The organism is Phenylobacterium sp. (assembly GCF_004799395.1).
GTDB lineage: Bacteria > Pseudomonadota > Alphaproteobacteria > Caulobacterales > Caulobacteraceae > Phenylobacterium.
This window is the reverse complement of record NZ_SSMZ01000063.1, coordinates 1-24,499: the sequence shown is the minus strand read 5'-3', so window position 1 is coordinate 24,499 and position 24,499 is coordinate 1. Positions and strand designations below refer to the sequence as shown.

Annotated in this window: 20 protein-coding genes and 1 pseudogene; 9 read left to right on the top strand and 12 right to left on the bottom strand. The window is 66.9% G+C overall.

Annotated elements, in window-relative coordinates; all coding sequences use genetic code 11:
- A partial coding sequence (locus tag E8A12_RS04320; RefSeq protein ID WP_293366526.1) for a M15 family metallopeptidase occupies window positions 1-724 on the top strand: 724 nt, incomplete at its 5' end.
- On the opposite strand, the gene E8A12_RS04315 is transcribed toward E8A12_RS04320, so the two are convergent.
- Complete coding sequence (locus tag E8A12_RS04315; RefSeq protein WP_293366525.1) at window positions 721-1,488, bottom strand: crotonase/enoyl-CoA hydratase family protein; 768 nt, start codon at window positions 1,486-1,488, stop codon at window positions 721-723. The genes E8A12_RS04320 and E8A12_RS04315 overlap by 4 nt on opposite strands.
- An 85-nt stretch (window positions 1,489-1,573) precedes the next feature.
- Between E8A12_RS04315 and E8A12_RS04310 the strand changes: the two genes are divergently transcribed.
- Complete coding sequence (locus E8A12_RS04310) at window positions 1,574-2,827, top strand: serine hydrolase domain-containing protein (RefSeq protein ID WP_293366524.1); 1,254 nt, start codon at window positions 1,574-1,576, stop codon at window positions 2,825-2,827.
- Here the strand turns inward: E8A12_RS04310 and E8A12_RS04305 are convergent.
- Both E8A12_RS04305 and E8A12_RS04300 read right to left on the bottom strand, forming a co-directional pair.
- Window positions 2,824-4,371, bottom strand: coding sequence for an MATE family efflux transporter (locus E8A12_RS04305; RefSeq protein ID WP_293366523.1), 1,548 nt, complete (start codon window positions 4,369-4,371; stop codon window positions 2,824-2,826). The two genes, E8A12_RS04310 and E8A12_RS04305, sit on opposite strands and share 4 nt — an antisense overlap.
- A 101-nt stretch (window positions 4,372-4,472) precedes the next feature.
- The gene (locus E8A12_RS04300; protein WP_293366522.1) at window positions 4,473-5,894 is read right to left on the bottom strand and encodes an amino acid permease; all 1,422 of its coding nucleotides are present in this window, start codon (window positions 5,892-5,894) and stop codon (window positions 4,473-4,475) included.
- A 236-nt stretch (window positions 5,895-6,130) separates the two neighbouring features.
- On the opposite strand from E8A12_RS04300, the gene E8A12_RS04295 reads away from it, so the two are divergent.
- Entirely contained in the window at window positions 6,131-8,218 is a 2,088-nt protein-coding gene (locus E8A12_RS04295) for a redoxin family protein (protein WP_293366521.1), read from the top strand.
- A 60-nt stretch (window positions 8,219-8,278) separates the two neighbouring features.
- On the opposite strand, the gene E8A12_RS04290 is transcribed toward E8A12_RS04295, so the two are convergent.
- Complete coding sequence (locus E8A12_RS04290; protein WP_293366520.1) at window positions 8,279-8,908, bottom strand: TetR/AcrR family transcriptional regulator; 630 nt, start codon at window positions 8,906-8,908, stop codon at window positions 8,279-8,281.
- 154 nt (window positions 8,909-9,062) lie between these two features.
- Here E8A12_RS04290 and E8A12_RS04285 point away from each other — a divergent pair, with 154 nt between their 5' ends.
- The 4 genes and pseudogenes from E8A12_RS04285 to E8A12_RS04270 all read left to right on the top strand — a co-directional run bounded on the left by E8A12_RS04285 (window position 9,063) and on the right by E8A12_RS04270 (window position 13,901).
- The gene (locus E8A12_RS04285) at window positions 9,063-9,869 is read left to right on the top strand and encodes a UDP-2,3-diacylglucosamine diphosphatase (RefSeq protein WP_293366519.1); all 807 of its coding nucleotides are present in this window, start codon (window positions 9,063-9,065) and stop codon (window positions 9,867-9,869) included.
- Between the two features lie 74 nt (window positions 9,870-9,943).
- Window positions 9,944-10,132 (top strand): annotated as a pseudogene (locus E8A12_RS04280) (helix-turn-helix domain-containing protein); the annotation flags it as partial.
- Between the two features lie 129 nt (window positions 10,133-10,261).
- Entirely contained in the window at window positions 10,262-11,359 is a 1,098-nt protein-coding gene (locus tag E8A12_RS04275; RefSeq protein ID WP_293366527.1) for a glycosyltransferase family 1 protein, read from the top strand.
- Between the two features lie 7 nt (window positions 11,360-11,366).
- Window positions 11,367-13,901, top strand: coding sequence for a TonB-dependent receptor (locus tag E8A12_RS04270; protein WP_293366518.1), 2,535 nt, complete (start codon window positions 11,367-11,369; stop codon window positions 13,899-13,901).
- Here the strand turns inward: E8A12_RS04270 and pstB are convergent.
- The 8 genes from pstB to E8A12_RS04230 all read right to left on the bottom strand — a co-directional run bounded on the left by pstB (window position 13,898) and on the right by E8A12_RS04230 (window position 22,203).
- A complete protein-coding gene (gene pstB, locus E8A12_RS04265; RefSeq protein ID WP_293366517.1) occupies window positions 13,898-14,713 on the bottom strand; it encodes a phosphate ABC transporter ATP-binding protein PstB in 816 nt (271 codons plus the stop codon). The genes E8A12_RS04270 and pstB overlap by 4 nt on opposite strands.
- Window positions 14,710-15,561, bottom strand: a complete 852-nt coding sequence (gene pstA, locus E8A12_RS04260) for a phosphate ABC transporter permease PstA (RefSeq protein ID WP_293366516.1) — start codon at window positions 15,559-15,561, stop codon at window positions 14,710-14,712. The genes pstB and pstA overlap by 4 nt, the downstream gene beginning before the upstream one ends.
- Window positions 15,558-16,523 carry a phosphate ABC transporter permease subunit PstC gene (gene pstC / locus E8A12_RS04255; RefSeq protein ID WP_293366515.1) on the bottom strand — a complete coding sequence of 322 codons (966 nt, stop codon included), beginning with the start codon at window positions 16,521-16,523 and terminating at the stop codon, window positions 15,558-15,560. Before pstC ends, pstA begins: the two co-directional genes overlap by 4 nt.
- Window positions 16,524-16,608: 85 nt before the next feature.
- Complete coding sequence (gene pstS, locus E8A12_RS04250) at window positions 16,609-17,631, bottom strand: phosphate ABC transporter substrate-binding protein PstS (protein WP_293366514.1); 1,023 nt, start codon at window positions 17,629-17,631, stop codon at window positions 16,609-16,611.
- A gap of 245 nt (window positions 17,632-17,876) precedes the next feature.
- Window positions 17,877-18,683, bottom strand: a complete 807-nt coding sequence (gene phnE / locus E8A12_RS04245; RefSeq protein ID WP_293366513.1) for a phosphonate ABC transporter, permease protein PhnE — start codon at window positions 18,681-18,683, stop codon at window positions 17,877-17,879.
- Window positions 18,683-19,705 carry a phosphate/phosphite/phosphonate ABC transporter substrate-binding protein gene (phnD, locus tag E8A12_RS04240; protein ID WP_293366512.1) on the bottom strand — a complete coding sequence of 341 codons (1,023 nt, stop codon included), beginning with the start codon at window positions 19,703-19,705 and terminating at the stop codon, window positions 18,683-18,685. Before phnD ends, phnE begins: the two co-directional genes overlap by 1 nt.
- Entirely contained in the window at window positions 19,702-20,496 is a 795-nt protein-coding gene (gene phnC, locus E8A12_RS04235; RefSeq protein WP_293366511.1) for a phosphonate ABC transporter ATP-binding protein, read from the bottom strand. The genes phnD and phnC overlap by 4 nt, the downstream gene beginning before the upstream one ends.
- A gap of 123 nt (window positions 20,497-20,619) precedes the next feature.
- Window positions 20,620-22,203 carry a tetratricopeptide repeat-containing glycosyltransferase family protein gene (locus E8A12_RS04230; protein WP_293366510.1) on the bottom strand — a complete coding sequence of 528 codons (1,584 nt, stop codon included), beginning with the start codon at window positions 22,201-22,203 and terminating at the stop codon, window positions 20,620-20,622.
- Between the two features lie 295 nt (window positions 22,204-22,498).
- On the opposite strand from E8A12_RS04230, the gene E8A12_RS04225 reads away from it, so the two are divergent.
- Together E8A12_RS04225 and E8A12_RS04220 are read left to right on the top strand one after the other, a co-directional pair.
- Window positions 22,499-23,770: a type III PLP-dependent enzyme gene (locus E8A12_RS04225; RefSeq protein ID WP_293366509.1), complete on the top strand. Its 1,272-nt coding sequence runs from the start codon at window positions 22,499-22,501 to the stop codon at window positions 23,768-23,770.
- A 102-nt stretch (window positions 23,771-23,872) separates the two neighbouring features.
- Window positions 23,873-24,499 (top strand): deoxyhypusine synthase family protein (locus E8A12_RS04220; RefSeq protein ID WP_293366508.1); only part of this gene is annotated, 627 nt, incomplete at its 3' end.

Genomic DNA, 24,499 nt, shown 5'->3' with positions numbered 1-24,499 from the left:
CGCCTCCGTGGTGAAACTGCTGCACGAAGACTGGCCGCGTCACGACTTCAGCGCCGAGGTCGTCGCCGGCATCCAGGCGAAGGTGAAGGCCGACCCCGCCGCCGTGCGCGCCGCGGCCCTGGCCGCCATGCCGCCGAGAGAACCTCCGCCGAAGCGCGCGGCGGATCTGGTCGACCTGACCACCGTCGATCCGGCGATCAAGCTCGACATCCGCTATGCGACCTCGAACAACTTCATGGGTTTCCCGCTCTACGAGCGCGCCGGAGCCTATCTTCAGCGACCCGCCGCCGAGGCGCTGGGCCGCGCGCAGAAGGCGCTGGCGGCGCAAGGCTATGGCCTCCTGATCCACGACGCCTACCGGCCCTGGTTCGTGACCAAGATGTTCTGGGACGCTACGCCGGCGGAAGACCACGTCTTCGTCGCCGATCCGGCCCAGGGCTCGCGCCACAACCGCGGCTGCGCGGTCGACCTGACGCTCTACGACCTGAAGACCGGCCAGCCCGTCGAGATGACCGGCCGCTATGACGAGATGTCGACCCGCTCCTACGCCGACTTCCCCGGCGGCACGAGCCGCCAGCGGGCGCTCAGGGCGATCCTGCGCACCGCCATGGAAGCAGAGGGCTTCAACGTCTATCCGCAGGAGTGGTGGCACTTCGACTACAAGGACTATGCGTCCTACGGCATCGGCTCGGTCACCTTCACCGAGCTCGCCCAGCGCCGCTAGAACTTGCCACCGCGTCCTTCGCCGGCGGCGAAGCGGGCCGCGCCTTCCTGGCTCTGGCCTGAATGCAGGGTCTCCATGCCGAGTGAGATCTCGGCGGCGGCGGCCGCCTGCCAGTCCAGCGACCACTGGCTGATGGCCGACAGCCGGTCGTTGCGCATGCAGAGCTGCGGGAAGGCCGAGAGCTGCGCCGCGAGCTCGAGCGCGGCTTCCAGCGCCCCGCCCTTCGGCGCCAGTCGATTGGCGAGGCCGATGTCATAGGCCTCCTTGGCCTCCACCGGCCGGCCGGTGAGGATCAGGTCCATGGCCCGCGAGGCGCCGATCAACCGGGGCAGGCGCACGGTTCCAAGGTCGATCAGCGGCACCCCGAAACGCCGGCAGAACACGCCGAACACCGACCCTTCCGCCGCTATCCGCAGGTCGCACCAGCAGGCCACCTCCAGCCCGCCGGCCACGGCGTGGCCCTCGATCGCGGCGATCACCGGCTTGCCCAGCGCCAGGCGGGTGACGCCCATCGGGCCCAAGTCGCCGTCGCGATGCACCGGATTGCCGCGCCCCTCGGCCACGCCCTTCAGGTCGGCCCCGGCGCAGAAGGCGCCGTCCCGGCCCTGCAGGATCGCCACGTCCAGGGCCTCGTCGTCGTCGAAGGCCTTGAAGGCGTCGTAGAGCCGCCGCGCGGTGGGGCCGTCGACGGCGTTGCGCGCGGCCGGCCGCTCGATGGTGACGATAAGCGTGCGGCCGCGGGTCTCGGTGCTGACGGTGTCCATCGAAGCTCTCCTTCTTCGGCAAGCTGAGGCTTGCGATGGAGCGGAAGGCAAGGGCAAGACGGACACGACAACGGAGGACGCGTACATGAGCAAGGCCAAGACCCTGGGCTTCTCGAAGGATCGGCTGAAGCGGATCGAGAGCCACATTCAGGCGAAGTACGTCGGCCCCGGACGGATTCCCTGCGCCCAGATCGCCATCGCCCGCGACGGCGAGACCGTCTACGAGGCAGTGCTCGGCCTGGCCGACGTGGAGCGCAAGGTCCCACTGAAGGACGACGCGGTCTTCCGCATCTATTCTATGACCAAGCCGATCACCTCCGTCGCCCTGATGACCCTGGTGGAGGAGGGCTTGATCGCGCTCGACGATCCGGTGGCCAAGCATATCCCCGCCTGGAAGGACCTGGGTGTCTACGCCGCCGGCGTCGGGCCGTTCGTCACCACGCCGGTGGGGCGGCCGATGCAGGTAGTCGACCTCATGCGTCATACCTCCGGCCTCACCTACGGTTTCCAGAGCCGGACCAACGTCGATGGCGCCTATCGCAAGCTGAAGCTGGCGGAGGCGCATGGCGATCACGACCTCGAAGGCTTCATCGCCCAATTGGCCAAGCTGCCGCTGGAATTCTCGCCGGGCGAGGCCTGGAACTACTCCGTGTCCACAGACGTGGTCGGCTACCTGGTGCAGAAGGTGGCGGGAAAACCGCTCGGCCAGGTTCTGCAGGAGCGCATCTTCGATCCCCTGAAGATGGTCGATACCGGCTTCTTCGTCCGCGAGGACCAGCGGAGCCGTTTCGTCGCCTGCTACAGCGCCAGCGCCCAAGGCGCGATGAACCTTCAGGCGGCGCCGTCCGGAAGCCTGACCCTGAACGACGATCCGACGAAGAGCCCGTACCTGGCGCCGCCGAAGCTCGAGTCGGGCGGCGGCGGCCTGGTCTCGACGACGGCGGACTACCTGCGCTTCGCCAACATGCTGGTGAACGGCGGGGAACTGGAGGGGGCGCGGATTCTCTCGCCCATGATGCTGCGGCTGATGACCACCAACCACCTGCCGGGCGGCCAGGACCTGACGCAGCTGTCGCGCTCGCTGTTCTCGGAGAGCACCAACGCGGGCGTGGGCTTCGGCCTGGGCTTCGCGGTGGTGTTCGATCCGCCGAAGACCCTGGTGCCCGGTTCGAAGGGCGAATTCTACTGGGGCGGCGCGGCCTCGACCGCCTTCTGGGTCGATCCGGTGGAGAAGGTGACGGCGGTATTCATGACCCAGCTCATGCCATCGTCGAGCTATCCGATCCGCCGTGAACTGCGAACCCTGGTCTACTCGGCGCTGATGGAGAGCCGGGCCTAGGCGCCCGCGGCGACTCCCAGCTCGCGCTGCTCTTCGTCGGTGATGGCTTCGCTCTCCTCGACCATGGGCTGGCCGAGGCCGGTGTCGGGCGCGTCGGCGCTGGGGGTCATGTCGAGCATCCGCGACTTCCGCCAGCCGCCCCAACGATAGTAGCCGCCGGCCAGCACCAGCGTCGTCAGGCTGCCGATCGGGAAGGCCAGCCAGATGGCGTCCGCGCCCATGGACCTCTCCATGAGGATCGCCAGCGGCACCCGCACCACCCACAGCGAGATGACCATGGCCAGAAGCGGCGGCCAGACTGCGCCGGTGGCGCGCACGATGCCGGAGAAGATGAAGGCCACGCCGAAGGGGATGAACCCCCAGAGCACGATGTGGTTGATGTGCACGGCGATCGGCAGCGAGGCGCTGGTCGACGGCAGGAAGGCCTGCAGCGCCCAGGGATCGATCGCCTCCAGGATCAGGATCGGCAGGCCGGTGAACAGGATCGCATAGCCCGCGCCGATCATGGCGACGCGTTCGACCCGGTCCATCTTTCGCGCGCCGACGTTCTGGGCGGCGATGGAGGATACCGCGGCGCCGAGCGCCATGGCCGGCATCTGCACGTAGGTCCACAGCTGCGCGGCCGCGCCGTAGGCCGCCGAGGTGTGGACGCCATAACGGTTGACCAAGCTGAGCATCGTGATCGCCGCGAAGCTGATGACGCTCATCTGCAGGGCCATCGGGGCGCCCTTCCAGGCGAGGGTGCGGACAATCGTCACATCGGGCAACAGCAGCCGCCATTCGCTGGGCCGCAGCACCAGGATCGACCGGGTCCGGTAGAGGTGGGCGATCATCAGGGCCAGGGTCACCGTCTGGGCGATCAGGGTCGAGGTGGCGGACCCCGCGATTCCCATCTTGGGGAATGGGCCCAAGCCCATCAGCAGAAGCGGATTCAGGACAACGTCGAGCCCCACTTGGAGCAAGGCGAAATAGAACGGCGTGCGGCTGTCGCCAGTCCCGCGCTGGGCCATCATCATGAAATTGAAGAAGAACATGAACGGCATGGCCGCGAAGATCACCCGCAGGTAGGCGATGGCGTCGGCGCGGGCCGCCGCCGGGGTCTTCATGGCGTCGAGGATATGCGGGGTGAGGAGGCCGCCGGCCACCCCGATCAGGATGGAAATCGCTGCGAAGAAGGTGGTGGCGGTGCCGACCACCTTGCGGGCCAGGGCCTCGTCGCGCGCGCCGACCGCCTGGCCGATCATGATGTTGGCGGCCATGGTTATGCCGAAGGCCGCGCCCAACATCAGGAAGAAGATTTGATTGGCGTTGCTGACCGCGGTGACGCCGCTCTCGCCCAGCACCCTGCCGACCCAGAACATATTTGCCGTCGCGTTCATGGACTGCAGGATGTTGGAGCCCAGCACCGGCAGGGAGAACATGATCAGCGTCTTGCCGATCGGGCCGACGGTCAGGTCGGGCCCTTTTCGGCCGGGAAAGCCGCCCGCGCCGGGACGCGCCGGCGCTCCGGGTCTGCCGCCGCCTGGACCTGCGCCCGCGTTCACCGCCGTCTCACTCCCCTTGCGGCGCCAGGCCGCCACCTCTCCGGGGATAGACCGCAACCGGACGCGACGCAAAGCGGCGGTTTTGCACACCCCTGTGAGATTCAGGGCTGGATCGCCGCGTCGATGGCCCGCAGGCGGCTGTTGGCCCGCCCATAGACCAGGTAGGCGACCACCCCGATCGCATTCCAGACGAAGAAGAAGATGATCGTCTTCGCCGACAGGCTGGTGAACAGATAGAGACACCCCAGCACGGCGGCCGGGCCGATCAGCCAGACCACGGGCGTGGCGAACGGGCGCACGATCTGCGGCGAGCGGCGGCGCAGGACCATCACCGCCATGGCCGTGGCGATGAAGGCGGCCAGGGTGCCGGCGTTGGCCAGGGAGGCGATCTCCGATAGCGGCATGAAGCCGGCCACGGCGGCGGCGATCAGGCCGGTGATCATGGTCACCGTCGACGGCACGCCGCGCCTGCTGACCGCGGTCAGGGCGTTGGGCAGCAGGCCGTCGCGGGCCATGGCGAAGAACACCCGGCTCTGGCCGAACATGAAGACCATGATCACGGTCGGCAGGGCCACCACCGCCGCGCCGGCGATCAGCGAGGCGGCCATGGGATGGTTCAGCTGGCGCAGGACGAAGGCCAGCGGTTCGCCGCTCTTGGAGAAGACGTCGAACGGCGAGGCGCCGAGCGCGCAGGCGGCCACCACCATGTAGATCAGCGTGCAGAGCAGCATCGATCCGACGATGGCGATGGTCAGGTCGCGCTTCGGGTTTTTGGCCTCCTCGGCCGCCGTCGAGATGGCGTCGAAGCCGTAGAAGGCGAAGAAGATGATCGCCGCGGCGCCCATCACTCCGTACTTCTTGCCGCCCATCTCGTGGGCCCCGAAGCCGAAGGGCGCGAAGGGGTGGAAGTGGGCGGCGTCGAAGCTCGGCAGGGTCAGCGCCACGAAGGCCGCCAGCGCCACAAGTTTGATGCAGACTAGGACGAAGTTGAGCGTGGCGCTTTCCCGCGTGCCGATCAGCAGCACGCCGGTGACCACGAGCGCGATGAACACCGCCGGCAGGTTGACGAAGCCGCCGGCCTCGGGCCCCGCCAGCAGGCTGTCGGGGATCGGGATGTGCGCCCCATGCAGCAGCCCCGCGGCATAGCCCGCCCAGCCCACCGACACGGCGCTGCAGACCAGGGTGTATTCGAGGATCAGGCTCCAGCCGATCACCCAGGCGACCATCTCGCCCAGCGTCATGTAGCTGTAGGCGTAAGCGCTGCCGGCTTGCGGGCTCATCGACGCCATCTCGGCGTAGCAGAGCGCCGCACAGGCGCAGACCAGGCCAGCCACGCCGAACGACAGGATCACCGCCGGCCCCGCCAGGCCCGCGGCCACGCCGGTCAGAGTGTAGATGCCTGTGCCGATGATCGCGCCGACCCCCAGCGCCGTCAGGTGCGGCCAGCCCAGGGTGCGCTTCAGCTGACTGGCGCCGGACCCCATGCCGGTGTCCACCGGCTTGGTGCGCGTGATGAAACTCATGGACCTCTCCCCCGGATGCGGGCGCCACCATGGCCCGCGTCGCGCCCGCTCGCCAAGGTCCAGGTCGCGCTTGGCGCAGCCCCTGTGCGGGGCGCAGCCGTCCCCACATGACGAAGTTGAAACCCTCCGCCAGTGGATTTCAGTGTCTGATCGGTGTTAAGTTAAGGGCTCGATAGGCCTCTGCGCGTAGTGAACGCCGCAGAAGACAAGAGCCGGTTCGGAGAGGAATGATCCAGATGATGTCTGCTCGACTTGGCGTACTGGGAGCGGCGGCGAGCGCCTTCTTGGTCTATGGTTTCTCGGCGGGTCCGGCGACCAACGCCTTGCAGTCCGGCCAGAACGCTTCGGCCACCGGGACGTCGGCCATGAGCGCGACCCCGGCGCGGGTCGACAATTTCATGCTGGTCGACGCCCAGAAGATGGAGGCCCACGAACTCTATCGGATGGCTGACGACAAGGCGATCGTGCTGGTCTCGACCGGCGTCGGCTGCCCGATCGCCCGCGCCATGACCCCGGCGCTCAAGGCGCTGCGCGACAAGTACGCGGCCCAGGGCGTCGAGATGATGCTGGTCGATTCCAACCTGCAGGACAGCCGCGACGCCATCGCCGCCGAGGCCAAGGAATACGGCATCGACATCCCGATCCTGATGGACTCGAACCAGATCATCGGCGAGGCGCTGGGCGTCACCCGCACAGCGGAAGTCTTCGTGATCAATCCGAAGACCTGGACCGTGGCCTACCACGGCCCGCTGAACGACGCTTCGGACTACGGAATCCAGAAGGACGCGAGCAAGCCATTCGCCGACATCGCACTGAAGGCGGTGCTGGCCGGCCAGCCGGCCCCGGCCGCGACGCAAGCCTCCAAGGGCTGCCTGGTCGACTTCCCGGCCCGCGATAAGAAAGCTGAGATCACCTACGTCAAGGACGTGGCGCCGATCCTGGAAGCCAAGTGCGTGGCCTGTCACGAAGAGGGCGGCATCGCCCCCTTCGCGATGAAGAACTACGAGATGGTCAAGGGCTTCTCGCCGATGATCCGCGAGGTCATCCGCACCGATCGGATGCCGCCCTACAACGCCGATCCGCACGTGGGTAAGTTCTCCGACGACAAGAACCTGAGCTCCGCCGAGATCAAGACCCTGGTGCACTGGGTCGAGGAAGGCGCGCCGCGCGGCGAGGGCAAGGACCCCTTGGGCGCCAAGCACCTGGTGGCCGCCGAATGGCCGCTGGGCAAGCCTGACCTGATCCTGAATGTGCCCGCCTACACCATCCCGGCCTCCGGCGTGGTCGACTACCAGCACCCCTGGGTCGCCAACCCGGAGACCGAGGGCAAGTGGCTCAAGGCCTCGACCGTGAAGGTCGAGAGCCGCCAGGGCGTGCACCACGTACTCACCGGCTACATGACCGAGGTCCCGAAGGACGGCCAGCAGGCCTTCGAGAACAAGTGGGGCGTTTCGGTGGGCGGCTACGCCGTCGGCGCCGAGAGTGAGATCGCACCGAAGAACGTCGGAAGCTACATCCCGCCCGGCGGCGCCATCGGCTTCCAGACGCATTACACGCCGTTCGGCAAGGAAGTGACCGATCACACCAAGATCGCGCTATACTTCTACAAAGACAACGAAAAGCCCGACCTGGTGATGCATAACTCGGTGATTGCAAACCAGACCATCGTGATCCCGCCGAACGACGCGCACCATCAGGAGGTCGCCTACATGACCTTCCCGCATGACGCGTTGCTCTATTCGGCCTTCCCGCACGCGCACTACCGCGGCGCCATGTCCGACCTGTGGATTCGCTATCCGGACGGCCAGGAGAAGCTGTTGCTCTCCCTGCCGCGCTACGATTTCAGCTGGCAGCGGGACTACACCTTCGCCCAGCCGATCGCCGTGCCGGCGGGCGCCAAGCTGATCGCCCACTTCATCTACGACAACTCCAAGCGCAACCCGTCCAACCCCGATCCGTCGAAGCAGGTGGTGTGGGGCGACCAGTCCTGGGAGGAGATGTTCTACATGGCGATTCGCTATCGCTGGAACGACGAGACCTCCAAGCACATGGTCAACTACGACGAGGAGTTGAACGCCACGCGCCTGATGGGAATGCTGGACGCGAACATCGATGGAAAGATCTCCAAGGCTGAGCTCAGGGGCCAGATGGGCGAGCAGATCGCCAAGTACTGGGACGTGCTCGACAAGAACCACGACGGCTACCTCGACGCCGACGAGCTCGCCGCCATGCAGAAGATGATGGGCCATCGCCGCCAGTCGGCCGACACCAAACCGGCGGCTCCGGCCGCCGCCGCGGCCACGCCAACGGCGGGCGGCAAATAAAGGCCGCTTCGTCAGATTGAGTTGAGGCCCGGTGGAAACGCCGGGCCTTTTCTTTTGGGCTCAGTCCCAGAGGTCGTGGACGTCGCCCTTGCGGTTGAGCATGCGCACAGCGCGCTTGACCACCGCCAGCAGGCGCTCGCGCCGGGCGGACTGGTCGTAGGTCATGGCGCCGCGGGCCATGCCTTCGAGCAGGAAGCGGCCAAGGTCGCGGCTGGTCTGGAAGCGCGGGTCCTCGCCGGCCTGAGCCAGGGCGCCGAAGCCGCCAACCTGGGCGTGGTCGAAGGCGGCCTGGGCGGCGGCCAGACGGGCGCGCAGCATGGGCTCGGTGCGCGCCGCGGCCTCCAGTTCCGCGAAGGCGACGAACGGCGGCTCCTGCAGCAGCGCCCAGTAAGCGTCGATGGCGGCCTCCGAGGCGTCCTGGCCGGGCGCGGCGGATGCGCGCGCCGCCTCCTCGAACAGCCGCGCCCGGGCGACCTCGATATGGGTGATCGCCGCCTCTACCAGCTCCTCGCGGGTTGCGAAGTGGTAGAGCATGGCGCCGCGGGTGAGTTTCGCGGCGTCGGCGATCAGACCGTTGGTGGCGGCGTGATAGCCAATCTGGGCGAATAGCCGCATCGCCGCATCGAGAATGCGCGCGCGGGTTCGCAGCGACTTGGGCGTCGCCTTCGCTGGATAGGTTCGGGCGTCCATCTGGACCAATTCAAGGGCGACCTGGGGAGGGTCTGCTCAAGCCGAACCCCTAGCAGGACATGCTGAGGTCCCGCCAGACCGTTGGACGACCTTCGCAAAACCGACACGGAATCAGGGCACGACTGCTCGGAATATGGGCGACACGGGGCGAAACGTGACCGAAGCCGCAGTCCGCCGCTATCGAAGCGTGTTCATTTCCGACGTGCACCTGGGCACCCGCGGGTGCCAAGCCGACCTACTTCTCGACTTCATCCGCCATATGGAATGCGAGACGCTCTACCTGGTGGGCGACATCGTCGACGGCTGGAAACTCCGCTCCGGCTGGTACTGGCCCCAGTCGCACAACGACGTGGTCCAGAAGATCCTGCGGCTGGCCCGCAAGGGCGTTTCGGTGATCTACGTGCCCGGCAACCACGATGAGGTGGTCCGCGATTTCTGCGGTGTGCACTTCGGCGGGGTGGTGGTGGCGCGCGATGCGGTGCACGAAACCGCCGACGGCCGCCGCTTCCTGGTGACCCACGGCGACGACTTCGACGCGGTGGTGCAGCACGCCAAGTGGCTGGCGCTGCTGGGCGACTGGGCCTATCGCGCGCTGCTCGCCTCCAACACCCTGATCAACCGGGTGCGGCGGCGGTTCGGCTTCGGCTACTGGAGTTTTTCGGCCTTCGCCAAGACCCGGGTGAAGAAGGCGCTGCAGTTCATCGAGAACTTCGAGCAGGCGGTGGCCGACGAGGCGCGGCGGCGCGGCGTCGACGGAGTGATCTGCGGCCACATCCACAAGGCCGAGAGCCGGATGATCGATGGCGTGGCCTATATCAACGATGGCGACTGGGTGGAGAGCTGCACCGCCCTTGTGGAGCACCTCGACGGACGCCTGGAGATCCTGGAGTGGCCGAAGATCCGCGCCGCCGTCGCCGACGCGCCGCAACCGATCCCGCTGGCGGAACCGCTGGCCGCCTGACCCCCTCTCTCGTGACAGTCGCACTGCCATCTTGCGATTGACATAACATCGCAACCCGTGACAGTTCGGCTGCCATGAAAACCCCGACCCCGCCTGCAAGTCTGCGCGACCGCCAGCGGGAGGAGACCCGCGAGCAGATTCTGCGCGCCGTGGGCAACCAGTTGGAGCAGGGGCCGCTCGAGGACCTCAGCTTCGCCGAGATCGCCAAGGACGCCCGCGTCGGTGAGCGGACCGTCTATCGCTACTTCCCCACCAAGGAGGCGCTGCTGGGCGCCTTCTGGGCCTGGATGCAAAGCCAGGCGGTCGCACCGCCGGAGCCCAAGCCCCGGCCGCCCCGCTCGCTGCCGCGCATCCGCGAGGCAATCAAGGCGCCGCACGACGCCGGCCGGCCGATGCGCATCCTGCTGGCCACCGACGCCTGGGAGCCGCAGGTCAATGGCGTGGTCCGCACCCTCACCCGCGTGGTCGCAGAGCTGAAGGCCATGGGTCACTCCGTCGAAGTGATCAGCCCCGACCAGTTCAAGACCTTCCCGCTGCCGACCTATTCCGAGATCAAGGTGGCGATCGGGGTCTATGAGCCGGTGCAGGAACGCTTCAAGGCCTTCGAGCCCGAGGCCATCCACATCGCCACCGAGGGCCCGATCGGCCTGGCCGCACGGCGCATCTGCGTGGAATGGAAGCTCCCCTTCACCACCAGCTACCACACGCGCTTCCCGGAATATGTCTCGGCGCGCCTGCCGTTGCCACTGGCGGCCGGCTACGCCTACATGAAGTGGTTCCACAAGCCGTCCGGACGACTGATGGTGGCCACGCCCACCATGCGCGACGAGTTGGCGGGACATGGCTTCCGCAACATCTCGTCCTGGTCGCGGGGCGTCGACACCGACGCCTTTCACCCGCGCGGGCCGGACGACCCGGACATCTTCGCCCACCTGGCCAAGCCGATCTTCCTCTACGTGGGCCGCGTCGCCGTGGAGAAGAACATCGAGGCCTTCTTAGGCATTGACCTGCCGGGGACCAAGGTCGTGGTCGGACCCGGCCCACAGCTCGACGACCTGAAGGCCAAGCACCCCCAGGTGGTGTTCACCGGCTCCAAGTCCGGCGACGACCTGGCGGCGGCCTTCAACAGCGCCGACGCCTTCGTCTTCCCCTCGCTCACCGACACCTTTGGCCTGGTGATCCTGGAGGCCATGGCCTCGGGCACGCCGGTGGCGGCCTATCCGGCGCCCGGCCCCATAGACATCATCCCCAACTCCGGCGCGGGCAAGCTCGCCCACACCGCCACCGAAGGTCTGCGCGAGGCCTGCCTGGAGGCCCTCACCTGCGACCGCAAGGTCGTCCGCGCCTTCGCCGAGAAGTTCTCCTGGCGGGCATGCGCCGAGGATTTCGTGCGCAATCTGCAGCCCTATCCGGAGCCGGAGAAAACCCGCTTCTGGCGCCGGCTGCGCCGCCTCGCTAGGGTGCGCCGCCGTAGACCCGAGGCCGCTTAGAGTTCCCATGCATCGTGTCGTCTCGACCGTGTTCGCGGCAGCCGTTTGCTGCGCGCCGCTGCTGGCGCACGCCGCCGACGAGGCCGCGCCGACCGCGGTGAGCCCACTGGTGGTGGTGGCCACGCCCCTCGACTCCGCCGGCGTTTCACTGTCGCGCACGCCGTCCAACGCGCAGAGCCTGGACGCTCGCGACCCCAGCCAGCAGGGCGCCACCAATCTCGCCGATCTGCTCAACGGCAGTCTGGGCTCAGTGAGCGTGAGCGACGGAAGCGGCAATCCCTACCAGAACGACGTCAACTACCGGGGTTATCAGGCGACGTCCCTGCTGGGCGCGCCGGTCGGCCTGGCGGTCTATTTCGATGGCGTGCGAGTCAATGAACCCTTCGGTTCGATCGTCAACTGGGACCTCATTCCCATGAACGCGATCTCGACCGTCAACGTGCAGCCGGGCTCCAACCCGATCTTCGGCCTGAACGCCTTGGGCGGGACCCTGGTCGTCAACACCCGCAACGGCAAGGAGAGCCCCGGGTTCGCGGTCAGCCTGCTCGGCGGATCGTTCGGCCGAAGGGCCGCGACGTTCGAGGCCGGCGGGTCCGACGCGCGTACCTCGACCGACTACTTCGTGGCCGGCAACTGGGACAAGCAGGACGGCTTCCGCGACTTCTCCGGGTCCGAGGTTAAGCAGCTGTTCGGCAAGCTGCGTTGGCATGGGCCGGAGAACCGCACCCTGGTCGAACTCTCAGGCGCCTTCGCCGACACCGAGCTCGCCGGCACCCAGGCCCTGCCGCTGGACATGCTGTCGACGCCCAAGGCCGCCTACACCGCGCCGGACTCGATCGCCAACCGCATGCGCCTAGTCAACCTGAAAGCCAGCAACTGGGTCGACGACACCAACCAGCTGTCCGCTCAGGTCTACTACCGTCAGTCCAACGCCCGGAGCCAGAACAGCAACGCCGAGCTGGACGACGGCTGCTTCAACGACGATGGTTCGCTGGCGACCAGCGGCGCCGGTTTCAAATGCGCCAACCAGGCGCCCAACGGGACCGCTATCAACTCGGTCACCGGCCCCAGCGCCCTCGCCCTGGGCTACGGCCGCTGGACCGGCGATATCAACGCCAGCCTGGTGAGCTCAAACATCCGCCAGGACACCGTCGGCGCCTCAGCGCAGTGGGCCAGTTCCGCGCCGGTGATGGATCACAAGAACGCCTTCGTGCTGGGCGCGACGTTCGACCAGTCGAACATCAGCTACCTGCAGGACACACTTCTGGCGCGGATGATTAACTACCAGACGATCGTGATCCCCAACCAGGAGTACGGCTTCACGGCCAACGGCCTGCCGCCATCGGCGTCCTATCCCCCGGCGTTCACTGGCAGCAACATCCTGTCGTCGGTCGCCCTGGGCGCGCGGATGAAGGAGGCGGACGTCTTCCTGACCGACACCTTCGACGTGACGCCGAACCTCAGCATCACCGCGTCTGGCAGCTTCGAGTACACCTCGATCGTCCAGAACGGGGCGAACAGCACCTTCCTGAACGATGACGGCGGATTCTCTTTCACCGACGACGTCACCGGCGTCAGCTACTACAACCCGGCCTACTCCAGCGCCTACAAGTACTCCAACTCTGGCGCCGGCGCCGCGACGACCCCCAACGGCGCGCCGGCCGGCGCGGTGGCGGGCCCCGAGACCAACAGCCTGAACGGCTCCCACACCTACCAGCGGTTCAACCCGCGGATCGGCTTCAACTACAACTTCGACGACGGCACGGGCCTGTTTGGCGGCTACAGCGAGACCATGCGCGCGCCGACCTCCATCGAGCTCTCCTGCGCCAACCCCAACAGCCCCTGCGCCTTGCCCACCGGGTTCAACGGGGACCCGAACCTGAAGGCGGTGACGGCGCAGACCTACGAGTTCGGCGCGCGGGGCCTGCTTTTCGGAAAGCTGGCCTGGAACGCGGCGGTGTACGATTCACGGCTGCGCAACGACATCCAGTTCATCGCCACCTCGGCCACCTTCGGCTACTTCTTCAACGTCGGCGACACCGCGCGGCGCGGCGTTGAGCTCGGCGCCCAGACCCAGGTCGACAAGCTGACGCTGTCGGCCAGCTATGGCTACGTGCAGGCCGCCTACCGCTCACCCTTCACGACGGCCGCCGGCGAGGACGTGGCCAGCGGCGACCGGATCCCCGGCATCCCCGCCAGCACCTTCAAGCTACGCGCCGGCTACGCGGTGACCGACAATTTCCATCTGGGCGGCGCGGTGATCGCCGTCAGCGACCAGTACGCCCACGGCAACGAGAACAACGCCGATCCGACCGGCAAGGTCCCCGGCTACACCGTGGTCGATCTCGACGCCCAGTACCAGATCGGCAAGTCGCTGACGCTCGCCCTCGACGTCGACAACCTGTTCGACCAGACGTACGCGACCTACGGACTTTCGGGCACGGCCAGCATCTATACGCTGGCGACGGAGCAGTTCCGCACGCCCGCCCCACCGCGCGGCGTCTGGCTGAAGGTCACCTATGCCTTTGGCGTCGGCAGCTAGCCGAAGCGGCCGGTGATATAGTCGGAGGTGCGCTTGGTGGCCGGCCGGGTGAACAGCTCGTCGGTCGCGCCGAACTCCACCAGTTCGCCCAGGTACATGAAGCCGGTGTAGTCGCTGACCCGCGCGGCCTGGCCCAGGTTGTGGGTGACGATGACGATGGTGTGGTCGGCCTTCAGCTGGGTGACGGTCTCTTCCAGCTTGGCGCTGGAGATCGGGTCGAGCGCCGAGGTGGGCTCATCCAGCAACAGGACCTCAGGCCGCACGGCGACCCCTCGGGCCACGCACAGCCGCTGCTGCTGGCCGCCGGAGAGGCCCAGGCCCGAGCCTTTCAGATTGTCCTTCACCTCGCCCCAGAGGGCCGCGCGGGTGAGCGCTTCTTCGACCCGGGCGTCCATGTCGGCCTTGGAGAGGTTCTCGTAGAGCCGCACCCCGAAGGCCACGTTGTCGTAGACGCTCATCGGGAACGGCGTGGGCTTCTGGAACACCATGCCGACGCGGGCGCGCAGGCGCGCCAGATCCGTGCGCGGGCTGAGGATATTCTCGCCGTCCAGCATGATCTCGCCCTCGGCCCGCTGGCCCGGATAGAGGGCGTACATGCGGTTCAGCGTCCGCAGCAGGGTAGACTTGCCGCAACCGGACGGGCCGATGAGCGCGGTGACCTTGTTGCGCGAGAAGGGGATCGAGACTCCCTTTAGCGACTTGGTCTTGCCGTAGAAGAAGTCGAGGTTCTTCACGTCGACCTTCACCTCCGCGCGATCGACGTCGGCGATGGAGGTCTCGAACTGGTCCACGACCGGATTGAGGGTGTTCATGAGCGTCGTTGCTCCTGGGCGACGATACGCGCCACGATTGTCACAACAAGCACGGTGGCGGCGATCAAGAGCGCCCCTGCCCAGGCAAGGTTTCGCCAGTCGTCGTACGGGCTGAGCGCGTAGTTGAAGATCACAACCGGCAGGTTTGCCGTTGGTTTCAGCGGGTTGAAGCTGAAAAATTGATTGTTCAGCGCCGTGAACAGGAGCGGTGCGGTCTCACCGCTGATCCGGGCGAACGCCAGCAACGCGCCGGTGAGCAGTCCATTGCGGGCCGAACGCCATAGGATTTCCCGAATAATGAGGGCAAGCGGCGCGCCGAGCGACACGCCGGCTTCGCGCAGGGCAGTCGGTTGAAGCGATAGAACATCCTCGGTCGTTCTGGTGATCACCGGCGCCGCAAGCAGGGCGAGCGCCACGGCCCCGGCGATCGCCGAGAAGCTGTGGAAGGGGTGGACCAGAAGTTCGTAGACGAACAAACCCACGAGGATCGAGGGCGCGGACAGCAACACGTCGTTCATGAACCGAACGACGGCGCCGTAGCGGCTCCGTTGGCCATATTCCGCCAGCCAGGTTCCCGCCAGCATTCCAATCACCACCGCCATGACCATCGCCGCGACGCACATGCCGATGGAGCCGAGGATCGCATTGGCCAGACCGCCGTGCGAATTGGGCGCCGGCGTCGCCTTGATGAAGACGTCAAGATTCACGCCGCCAAGACCCTTGCTCAACAGCGTCCAGAGGATCGCGGCGAGAGCTGCCAAGGCGATGGCTGTGACAAGCCCGCAGAACACGACAAAGCTCGCGTTCGCTGCGCGTCGTCGCAGCAGAAGTGTCGTGGAGACGGTCAAGTCCGACGCTCCTGTTGTCCGATCAGCAGGCGCGCCAAGCCCAACACCACGAAGGTGATCACGAACAGCACGAGGCCCAAGGCGATCAGGGCCGAAAGGTGCATGTCGCTGGTCGCCTCCGTAAACTCGTTGGCGATGGTCGAGGCGATGGTTGAACCCGAATCGAACAGCGATGTCGGGAAACCGTGCGAGTTGCCGATGATGAAGGTGACCGCCATCGTCTCGCCGAGGGCGCGGCCCAGCCCAAGCATCACGGCGCCAATCGCCCCGCGCCGGATATAGGGAAGCGAGACGGAGAGCACGACCTCCATGGTCGTCGCACCCAGGCCGTAAGCGCTTTCACGCACCGAGGCCGGTACGGTCAGCAGAAGATCGCGCAGGGTCGCAGCCATGAACGGGAGGATCATGATCGCCAGTATGATCGAGGCCGGCAGGATGCCCGAGCCGTTCGGGATGCCGGTGGTCAGCGTGTCCAGCAGCGAGCCCGGCTTGGCCGCCGTCATAAGTGGGAGCTGGACGTATTTCGCGAACAGCGGAGCGAAGACGAACAGACCCCACATGCCATAGACGATCGAGGGGATGCCCGCGAGCAGCTCCACAGCCGTGCCTATCGGGCGGCGCAGCGGACCGGGGCAGAGCTCAGTGAGGAAGAAGGCGACCCCACCCGCGATCGGCAACGCCAGCGCCAGGGCCAGGCCTGCCGTCACCAGCGTACCGACGATCGGGCCAGCGGCGCCATAGACGTCGGTCACCGGGTTCCATGTCGAGACGGTGAGGAAGCTGAAACCGAACTTGTGAAGGGCGGGCCAGCCGCCGATGAGTAGCGACACCAACAAGCCGGCAAGAGCCGCCAACAGGGCGCTCGCGGCTCCGAAACAGAGCCATTCGAAGAGAGTGCTCAGTATGGCGCCGCGTGCGGACGCACGCCGTCTGAGAACCGGCTGAGCGATGACGTCGGACATCTTCAGACTGCCTGCTGAGACGGAGACGCCCTCGAGAAGGTCCATTCGACGTTTCCGAGGGCGCGTTTCGATACGAACCGTGGACTTATTTTACCTGAGCGAAAGCCGTCTTGCGGATCAGGTCCTTCACCGCCGCCGGCAGAGGGACGTAGGCGAGCGACGACGCCGCAGCGTCTCCGTTCTTGAACGCCCAGTCGAAGAACGCAATGACTTGGCGCCCATTGGCCTGGTTCTTGTGAAGGATGACGAACGTCGCGCCGGAAATCGGCCAAGCGTCCGGGGCTGGCTGGTCGATCAGCAGGAGATAGTAGCCCGGCGCTGAAGACCACTTGGCCCCCGCGGCCGCAGCGGCAAACGCCGCCGCCGTGGGCGTCGTGAACTTCCCGGCCTTGTTCTGAACCAGGGTGTAGGTCAGGCTGTTCGTCGCGGCGTAAGCATATTCGACATATCCGATTGAGCCTGGCGTTTGTTTGACGAACGCTGCGACCCCTTCATTCCCCTTGCCGCCAATTCCGACGGGCCATTGCACGGCGTCGTTGGCGCCGACGTCCGTCGCCCAATGCTTGGCTTTCGCCGCCAGGTAGGTCGTGAAGATGAAGGTGGTTCCCGAGCCGTCCGACCGATGCACAACGGTGATGGGCAGGTTCGGCAGATTGACGCCGGGATTATTCACGGCCAACAGCGGATCGTTCCACTTCTTGATCGCGCCGCGATAGATGTCGGCCAGGTTGGCGCCGGTGAGCTTGACGTCACCGGATTTGATGCCCGGCAGATTCACGACCGGCACTACGCCACCGATAGCGGTCGGGAACTGCACGAAGTTGTTCGTCGCCAGGTCGTCTGGCTTCAGCGGCTTGTCCGATGCGCCGAAGTCCACGGTGTTGGCGGTAATCTGGCGGATGCCGCCGCCCGAGCCGATCGATTGGTAGTTCAAATCCTGCGTCTTGTAGGCTTCCGCCCACTTGCTATAGAGCGGCGCCGCGAAGGTGGACCCCGCGCCGGAGATCGTCGCGCCGTGCGCCAACGTGGCCGCACTGATGATCAGGGCCGCGCCAAATGCTGCGCCCAATTTTTTCAACATGGTTCTCTCCTGAAAAGAGCGCCCCATCCACGCCGCTCTCGCGCCGGTGCTTATCGCCCGCCGACGACAGTTTGGTGACACCGGGCGGCCCGGCCACGCGGCTGTCGCAGGAATGTCATGCGCCTGCCGGACGGCCGTCACGGAGCGCCGCTAGTCGTGCAGCCTGGAAATCCGGGACGCCTCCCGGCGGCCCTCATATACCCCCGCGAGCCTCGACGCCGCCGCACCCCCGCGGCGGCGTCCTTTTTTCAGGCCTCCACCTAAGCAGAGGATCAAAGCAGGCGCGAACGCATCAGCTGGGAAAGCAGATCGATCATCGTCACCGCCACGATGATCACGATGATGATCGCCGACAGGTGATGATAGTCGAAGGCGTTCAGCGTCTCGAACAGCAGCTGGCCGATGCCGCCGGCCCCGATCAGCCCCAGCACCGTCGCTGAGCGGGAATTGGATTCGAAGCGGTAAAGCGCATAGGACGTCCAATGCGGCGCGACCTGCGGGATGACCCCCCAGATGATCTCGTGCAGCCGCGAGGCGCCGGTGGCCCGCACGCCCTCCACGGGAGCCTTGTCGATCGACTCCACGGCTTCCGAGAACAGCTTGGCCAGCACGCCGCCGGTGTTGATGGCGATGGCCATGACGCCGGCGAACGGGCCCAGGCCCACGGCGACGATGAACAGGGTGCCGATCACCAGGTCGGGAATGGCGCGCAGGAGGTTCATCAGGATGCGCAGCGGCTGCTGCAGCCAGACTGGCGAGATGTTGCGCGCGCAGGCCAGGCCGAACGGCACCGCGATCAACACCGCCAGCGCCGTGCCCCACATGGCGATCTGGATGGTCAGCCACATCTGTCCGACGTAGAGCCGCCACTGGTCGAAGTTCGGATGCAGCAGTTCGCCGCCGAACTCGCGCATGTTCTCCGAGTTGGTGAACAGCTTCGTGACGTGGTTCATCTCCACCGGCTTGACCGCGAAGATCAACAGCACCGCCACCAGGCCCCAGACCAGCATGTCCGGCGCCCGCTGGGTCAGCGAACGGGTCGGCGGCGCCGGGATCTCGGACGGGACGGCGAGCGCCATCAGACGTTCGGCTCCTTAGCCCGCTTCTGCTCGGCGGCGGCGTGGATCTTGTCATAGGCTGCTTGCGCCGCGGCGATCTTGCCGGGATCGCCCGTGTGGCGCGCCTCGCCCAGTGCCTCGGAAGCCTGCATCTCGCGGATCGGGTCCAGGTAGCTGTCGTCGGCCGGGCGGAAGCCGCCATAGGCCATCTTCTTCAGCACCTCGCGCTGCTTGTCGGCGATGGGGCCAGTTCCGGTCCCATAGGTCAGGAAGAACTGGCGCATCTTTTCCTTGATCGCCGGGTCGAGGTCCTTGCGCGCCACGATGGAGCTCTCCGGCAGGGGCGGCGACGTCCACAGGATGTCCAGGCTGTCGGCGAGCCTAGGGTTCTCCCGCTTAAAGAACAGGATGCCGACGGTGTTGTTGGACGCCACGTCCAGCACCCCGTTCGCCACCGCGGCGCTGTTGGCCTGGTGGCTGGAGGAGCGCACCGTCTTGAAGCACTTGGTGGGTTCGATCCCCTTGGGCGTGAAGAGGTAGGCCATGGGGGCCAGCGTGCCGGAGGTCGACTGGGCGTCGGCCATGCCGAAGGAATACTTCCCGCCGCAGGCCAGCACCTTGTCGAGCGTGATGCCGCTGCCCTTCTTGGCGATGATCACCGAGGCGTAGGTGGCGTCGCCGCCGGCGTCGATGATCCGGCCCAGCACCTCACCGTCCGAACGCTGGACGGCGTCGAGGGCCGGCAGGGCCGAGAACCACCCCACCTGCACCTGCTTGAAACGCATGGCCTCGATCAGCGAGGCGTAGTTGCTGACGTAGCGAGCGGTGACCTTGACGCCGATCTGCGCCGACATGTCGTCCAGCAGCGGTTGCCAGATCGGACCCATGGAAGCCTGGTTTTCGGCGGGCAGGATGCCGAAGACGATCTCCTTGGGCTGGTCGGCGGAGCCTTGGCTCTTCGGGGCGCAGGCGCTGAGGCCCAGCGCGCCCGCGGAAAGGGCGACGGCGAGGCCCAGCGCGCCCAGCAGGCGGCGACGGATCATTTCGGGGCTCCTTCCCAGAAGACGTCTTCGAATTCCGGACCGTAGATGTCGATGAGTTGCTTGGTCTCCAGCCCGTTGGCCGGGCCGTCATAGACGATCTTCCCGGCCTTCAGCGCGATCACCCGGTCGCAGTAGCGCAGTGCATAGTCGACCTGGTGCAGGGTGACGACGACGGTCAGGCCGTCCTGCCTGTTCAGGTCGCGCAGGCTCTCCATCACCTTGCGCGCGGCGACCGGGTCGAGGGAGGCCACCGGCTCGTCGGCGAGGATGATCTTGGCCTTCTGCACCAGGGCGCGGGCGATGGCCCCGCGCTGCTGCTGGCCGCCGGACAGGGTGCCGGCGCGCTGACCGGCGTAGTCGGCGACGCCTACCCGCGCCAACGCCGCCATGGCCGCGGTCTTGGTCTCCTCCGGCCACAGGCCGAGCAGCCCCCGCCAAGTCTCGATCCGGCCCAGCGAGCCCAAGGCCACATTGGTGAACAACGACAGGCGGCCGACCAGATTGAACTGCTGGAAGATGAAGCCGATGCGCGTGCGGGTCCTGCGCACTCCGCTGCTGATCTTTCCGTTTTCCTGCACCGGGCCGCCAAAGGCCTCGATGACGCCTTCGCCGGGGTCGATGGTCTGCAGGCCGGAGATCGAGCGCAGCAGGGTGGATTTCCCCGATCCCGACGGCCCGATCAGGGCGATCATCTCGCCCTTGCGCACATCCAGCGAGACGCCGTCCAGGGCGCGGCGGGCGCCGAAGCTCTTGGAGGCCTTCCGAATGGACAGGACGGCGGCGTCTGGCATGGACGGCTGTAGGGTTCCCCGATGAAGCGCGCGCGGGTGAGGCCGCATGCGCCGCCCATCCCACACCCCGGCTTCATGGCATGGCCGCCCACGTCCGGTCTAGCGCGACGGGCCGCTAGGCGCTCAGCGACGCGCCGCGTCGAGCTCGGTGATCTCGCGGGCGACCAGGGCGAGGGGTGCGGACCAGTCGCCACGCGCGGCCTGCCGCAGGATGCGCGCCGAGGGATACCAAGGGCTGGTCTCGACGCGCCGTCCCCAACGCCAGTCGGGATCGAACGCCACCAGGATCCTGACCGGCGCCGCCAAGGCGCCCGCCAGGTGCGCCACGCTGGTGTCGACGCTGATCACCAGGTCCATCAGTTCGCACAGGGCCGCAGTGTCGGTGAAATCGCCGAGGTGGTCTCCCCAGAAGGCGATCCCGCCCAGCTCGCCCAGGGCCGCGCGGTCGGCTGAGGTCAGGTCCCTCTGCAGCAGGTGGTATTGCGGCCCGACGGGGAAGGTGGCGGCCAGGTCGGCCAGGGGGACGCTGCGCAGATGATCTGCGCGATGGGTGGGGCTTCCACTGCCCACCAGGCCCACGCGCGGCCGCTCGGTCGAACCCAGCCGGTCGCGCCACGCGGCGCGCTTCTCCGGGCTGGGCGCCAGATAGGGCGTCGGGACGTCGGGCGCGCCGCCGAAGTCGCCGAGCGCCAGGGGCAGGCTCATCAGCGGGCACTGGAAGTCGACCGCCGGCAGGGGCCCGCCGCGCCGGAACACCTCGGAGACGCCTTCCACGGATGTGAAGAGGTCCACGAGCGGAGCGACAACTTCAACCAGGACCGTCGCGCCCCGCGCGGCGACAAGAGGCGCATAGCGGATGAACTGGATGCAGTCGCCCAGACCCTGCTCGCCGTGCAGCAGGATGGTCTTGCCCGCCAAGGGGGCCTGGCCCAGCCAAAGGGGCGCCGGGAAATTGCGGGGCACGTTCTCCGGGCTGTCGCGGCGCCAGCGCCACTCATAGTCCCTCCAGCCGTCTTCGAAGCGCCCCATCAGCAGATTGCAGAGCGCGCGGTTCCAGTGCGCGCTCACCGAATTGGGTTCGAGCTTCAGCGCCTCGTCGTAGCTCCGGACGGCCTCCTCGTGGCGCCCCAGGTCCTGTAGGACATTGCCGCGGTTGTAGGCCTGGGGAATGTTCCGATCGAGTTGCAGTGCGCGATCGAGGCTTTGCAGGGCCGCCTCGGTCTGGCCGAGGTCGCGCTCGATGTTGGCGATGTTGACGTGCAGCGCCGCATCCTCCGGCGTCAGCGCCTTCGCCGCCTGGAACGCCTTCAGCCCTTCAGCGAGCCTGCCCAGGCGCCAAAGCGCGTTGCCGCGGTTGTTGTGGGCTGGCGCGAACCGCGGGAGGAGGGCAAGCGCGCGGTCGGCGCTGCCCAGCGCGCCCTCAAAATCCCCGGTCTCGAACCGGCAGACGCTGAGGACATTGTGCGCCAGGATGTCGTCGGGCCGGGCGGCAAGGGCGTCCAGCAGGAAGGGAATGGCCGCTGGGAAGTCTCCGCTCGTCGCGGCGACGATGCCCAGTTGCTTGCTAATCTCAGGGTTGGCGGGATCGATCGCGCGGAGACCCGTGAAGAGATCCGCCGCCGCCTTGAGGTTGCCGGCCTCCAATAGGCCGACGCCCAGTGTGATGAGCTCCGCGATCTGGCCCGGAACGTCTGCATCGCTCGCCATCGCAAGATGTCCCGACTGGATACCTGGAGCCCTTCTCGCCCCCTCTGGTTGATCCAACCGGCAGGGGAAGGGCTCCAGACCACAACGGCCCTTATAGATGAGTCGGCGGGGGCGATTGACCGCCTGCCCTGAAAGGACACCCAGCCACGCGGCGCCGCAACGAAGGCCGCAAATGGAATCATGACTTTACATCGCGGTTCTATGACCCTATGTCGCGCTTTCCGGCGGACCCGATGTCCTGAAAAGCGCTGCTAACGCCGGATTGGGTTCAACTATCCGTTGGGGGTTACGTGAATTGCACACGTATCATACGCCCCTGGACCTGGTCCGCGATCGCTCTCCGGAACGTCCCGTCGCCCTTGCGCGACCGGATGCCGTAGCGACCGCGGCGCGCTGGTTCCAGGACAAGTTTAAAGGCGACGTCTTCTACGCTGTGAAAGCGAACCCTTCGCCGTGGGTCATCGAGACCCTCGCAGCGAACGGCGTGACGTCCTTCGACGTGGCCTCGATCCCTGAGATCGAGCTGGTGGCTGCGCACGCCCCCGGCGCGCGCATGGCCTTCATGCATCCGGTGAAGAGCCGCAACGCCATCTCCCAGGCCTATTTCGACCACGGCGTGCGGACCTTCGCCCTGGACACCCATGAAGAGCTCGCCAAGATCCTCGACGCCACCGGCGGGGCCAATGACCTGAACCTGATGGTCCGGCTGGCGGTGCAGGCGGAAGGCGCGGCCTATTCGCTTTCCGGCAAATTCGGCGTCGATGCGCATGACGCGCCGGCCCTGTTACTCGCCGCGCGGCGAGCGACCCAGGAATTGATGGGCGTCTCGTTCCACGTGGGCAGCCAGTGCATGCGCCCGACCGCCTTCCAGGCGGCGATGAGCCAGGCCTCCCGCGCCCTGGTCCGCGCCGGCGTCTTCGCCGATGTGGTCGACGTGGGCGGCGGCTTCCCGAGCGTCTATCCGGGCATGGTTCCGCCCGACATGGCCGACTACCTCGACTCGATCGACCGCGGCTTCGCCGAGATGATGGTCCACGAGACCACCGAGCTCTGGTGCGAACCCGGCCGGGCCCTGGTGGCCGAGGCCTCGTCGATCCTTACCAAGGTCGAGCTGAAGAAGGGCGACGCGCTCTATCTGAACGACGGCTCCTACGGCAGCCTGTTCGACGCCGCGCACACCAAGTGGCCCTTTCCGGTCAAGCTGTTCCGCGCCGAAGGCGGCGAGGCCGGCGAAGTGGAGGGCCCCCTGAAGCCCTTTCGTTTCTACGGACCGACCTGCGACAGCCTCGACCACATGCCGGGCCCGTTCTGGCTGCCGGAGGACGTCCGCGAGGGCGACTACATCGAGATCGGCATGCTGGGCGCCTATGGCGTGGCCATGAACACCCGGTTCAACGGCTTCGGCGACGCCGAGACCGTCGCGGTGGCTGACGCTCCGATGGCTTCGATGTTCGGCTTGGCCGGCCGCGCCATCCGCCTGCCCCGCGAGGCGCAGGAGGAGGAACGCAAGGTCGTGCGGCTGTCGCGGCCCAAGGGCCGGGCCGGCAAGAGCCGTCGCAAGCGGTAACAACTGACGCATTTCGCGTGCTAAAGGCGCGGCCGGTCGCTCCGTCCCGGCTGCGCTCTTCCTGTGGACGGGCTTTCACCTCTCAGAAGGGAACTTCCGAAGATGAACGCTGACGTTCAGAAGACCAACCGCAAGGCCGAACTCTTGGCCAACACCGTCGAGCATGTGGCGATCGACCAGTACGACGCCCGGCCGGTCATCGACGCCATGCGCCAGATGAGCTTCACCAGCCGCGACACGGCGCGCGCCGCCGACATCTGGTCGATGAGCCTGGAGGACGCCGACTGCTCCACCTGGCTGACGCTCGCCGGTTCGACCAGCGCGGGCGGCTGCATGCACATCTACCGCGACATGCTGAAGTACGGGATGATCGACGTGGTCGTGGCCACCGGCGCCTCCATCGTCGACATGGATTTCTTCGAGGCGCTGGGCTTCAAGCACTACCAGGCCCAATCCAACGTCGACGACCGCGACCTGCGCGACCTCTACATCGACCGCATCTACGACACCTACATCGACGAGGAAGAACTGCAGAACTGCGACAGCACGATCTACGCCATCTGCGAGATGCTGGAACCGCGCCCCTATTCCTCGCGCGAGTTCATCCACGAGATGGGCAAGTGGCTGGCGGCGGGCAACGCCAAGAAGCCCGACAGCCTGATCGAGGTCGCCTACCGCGAGGGCGTGCCGATCTTCTGCCCGGCCTTCGTGGACTCGTCGGCCGGCTTT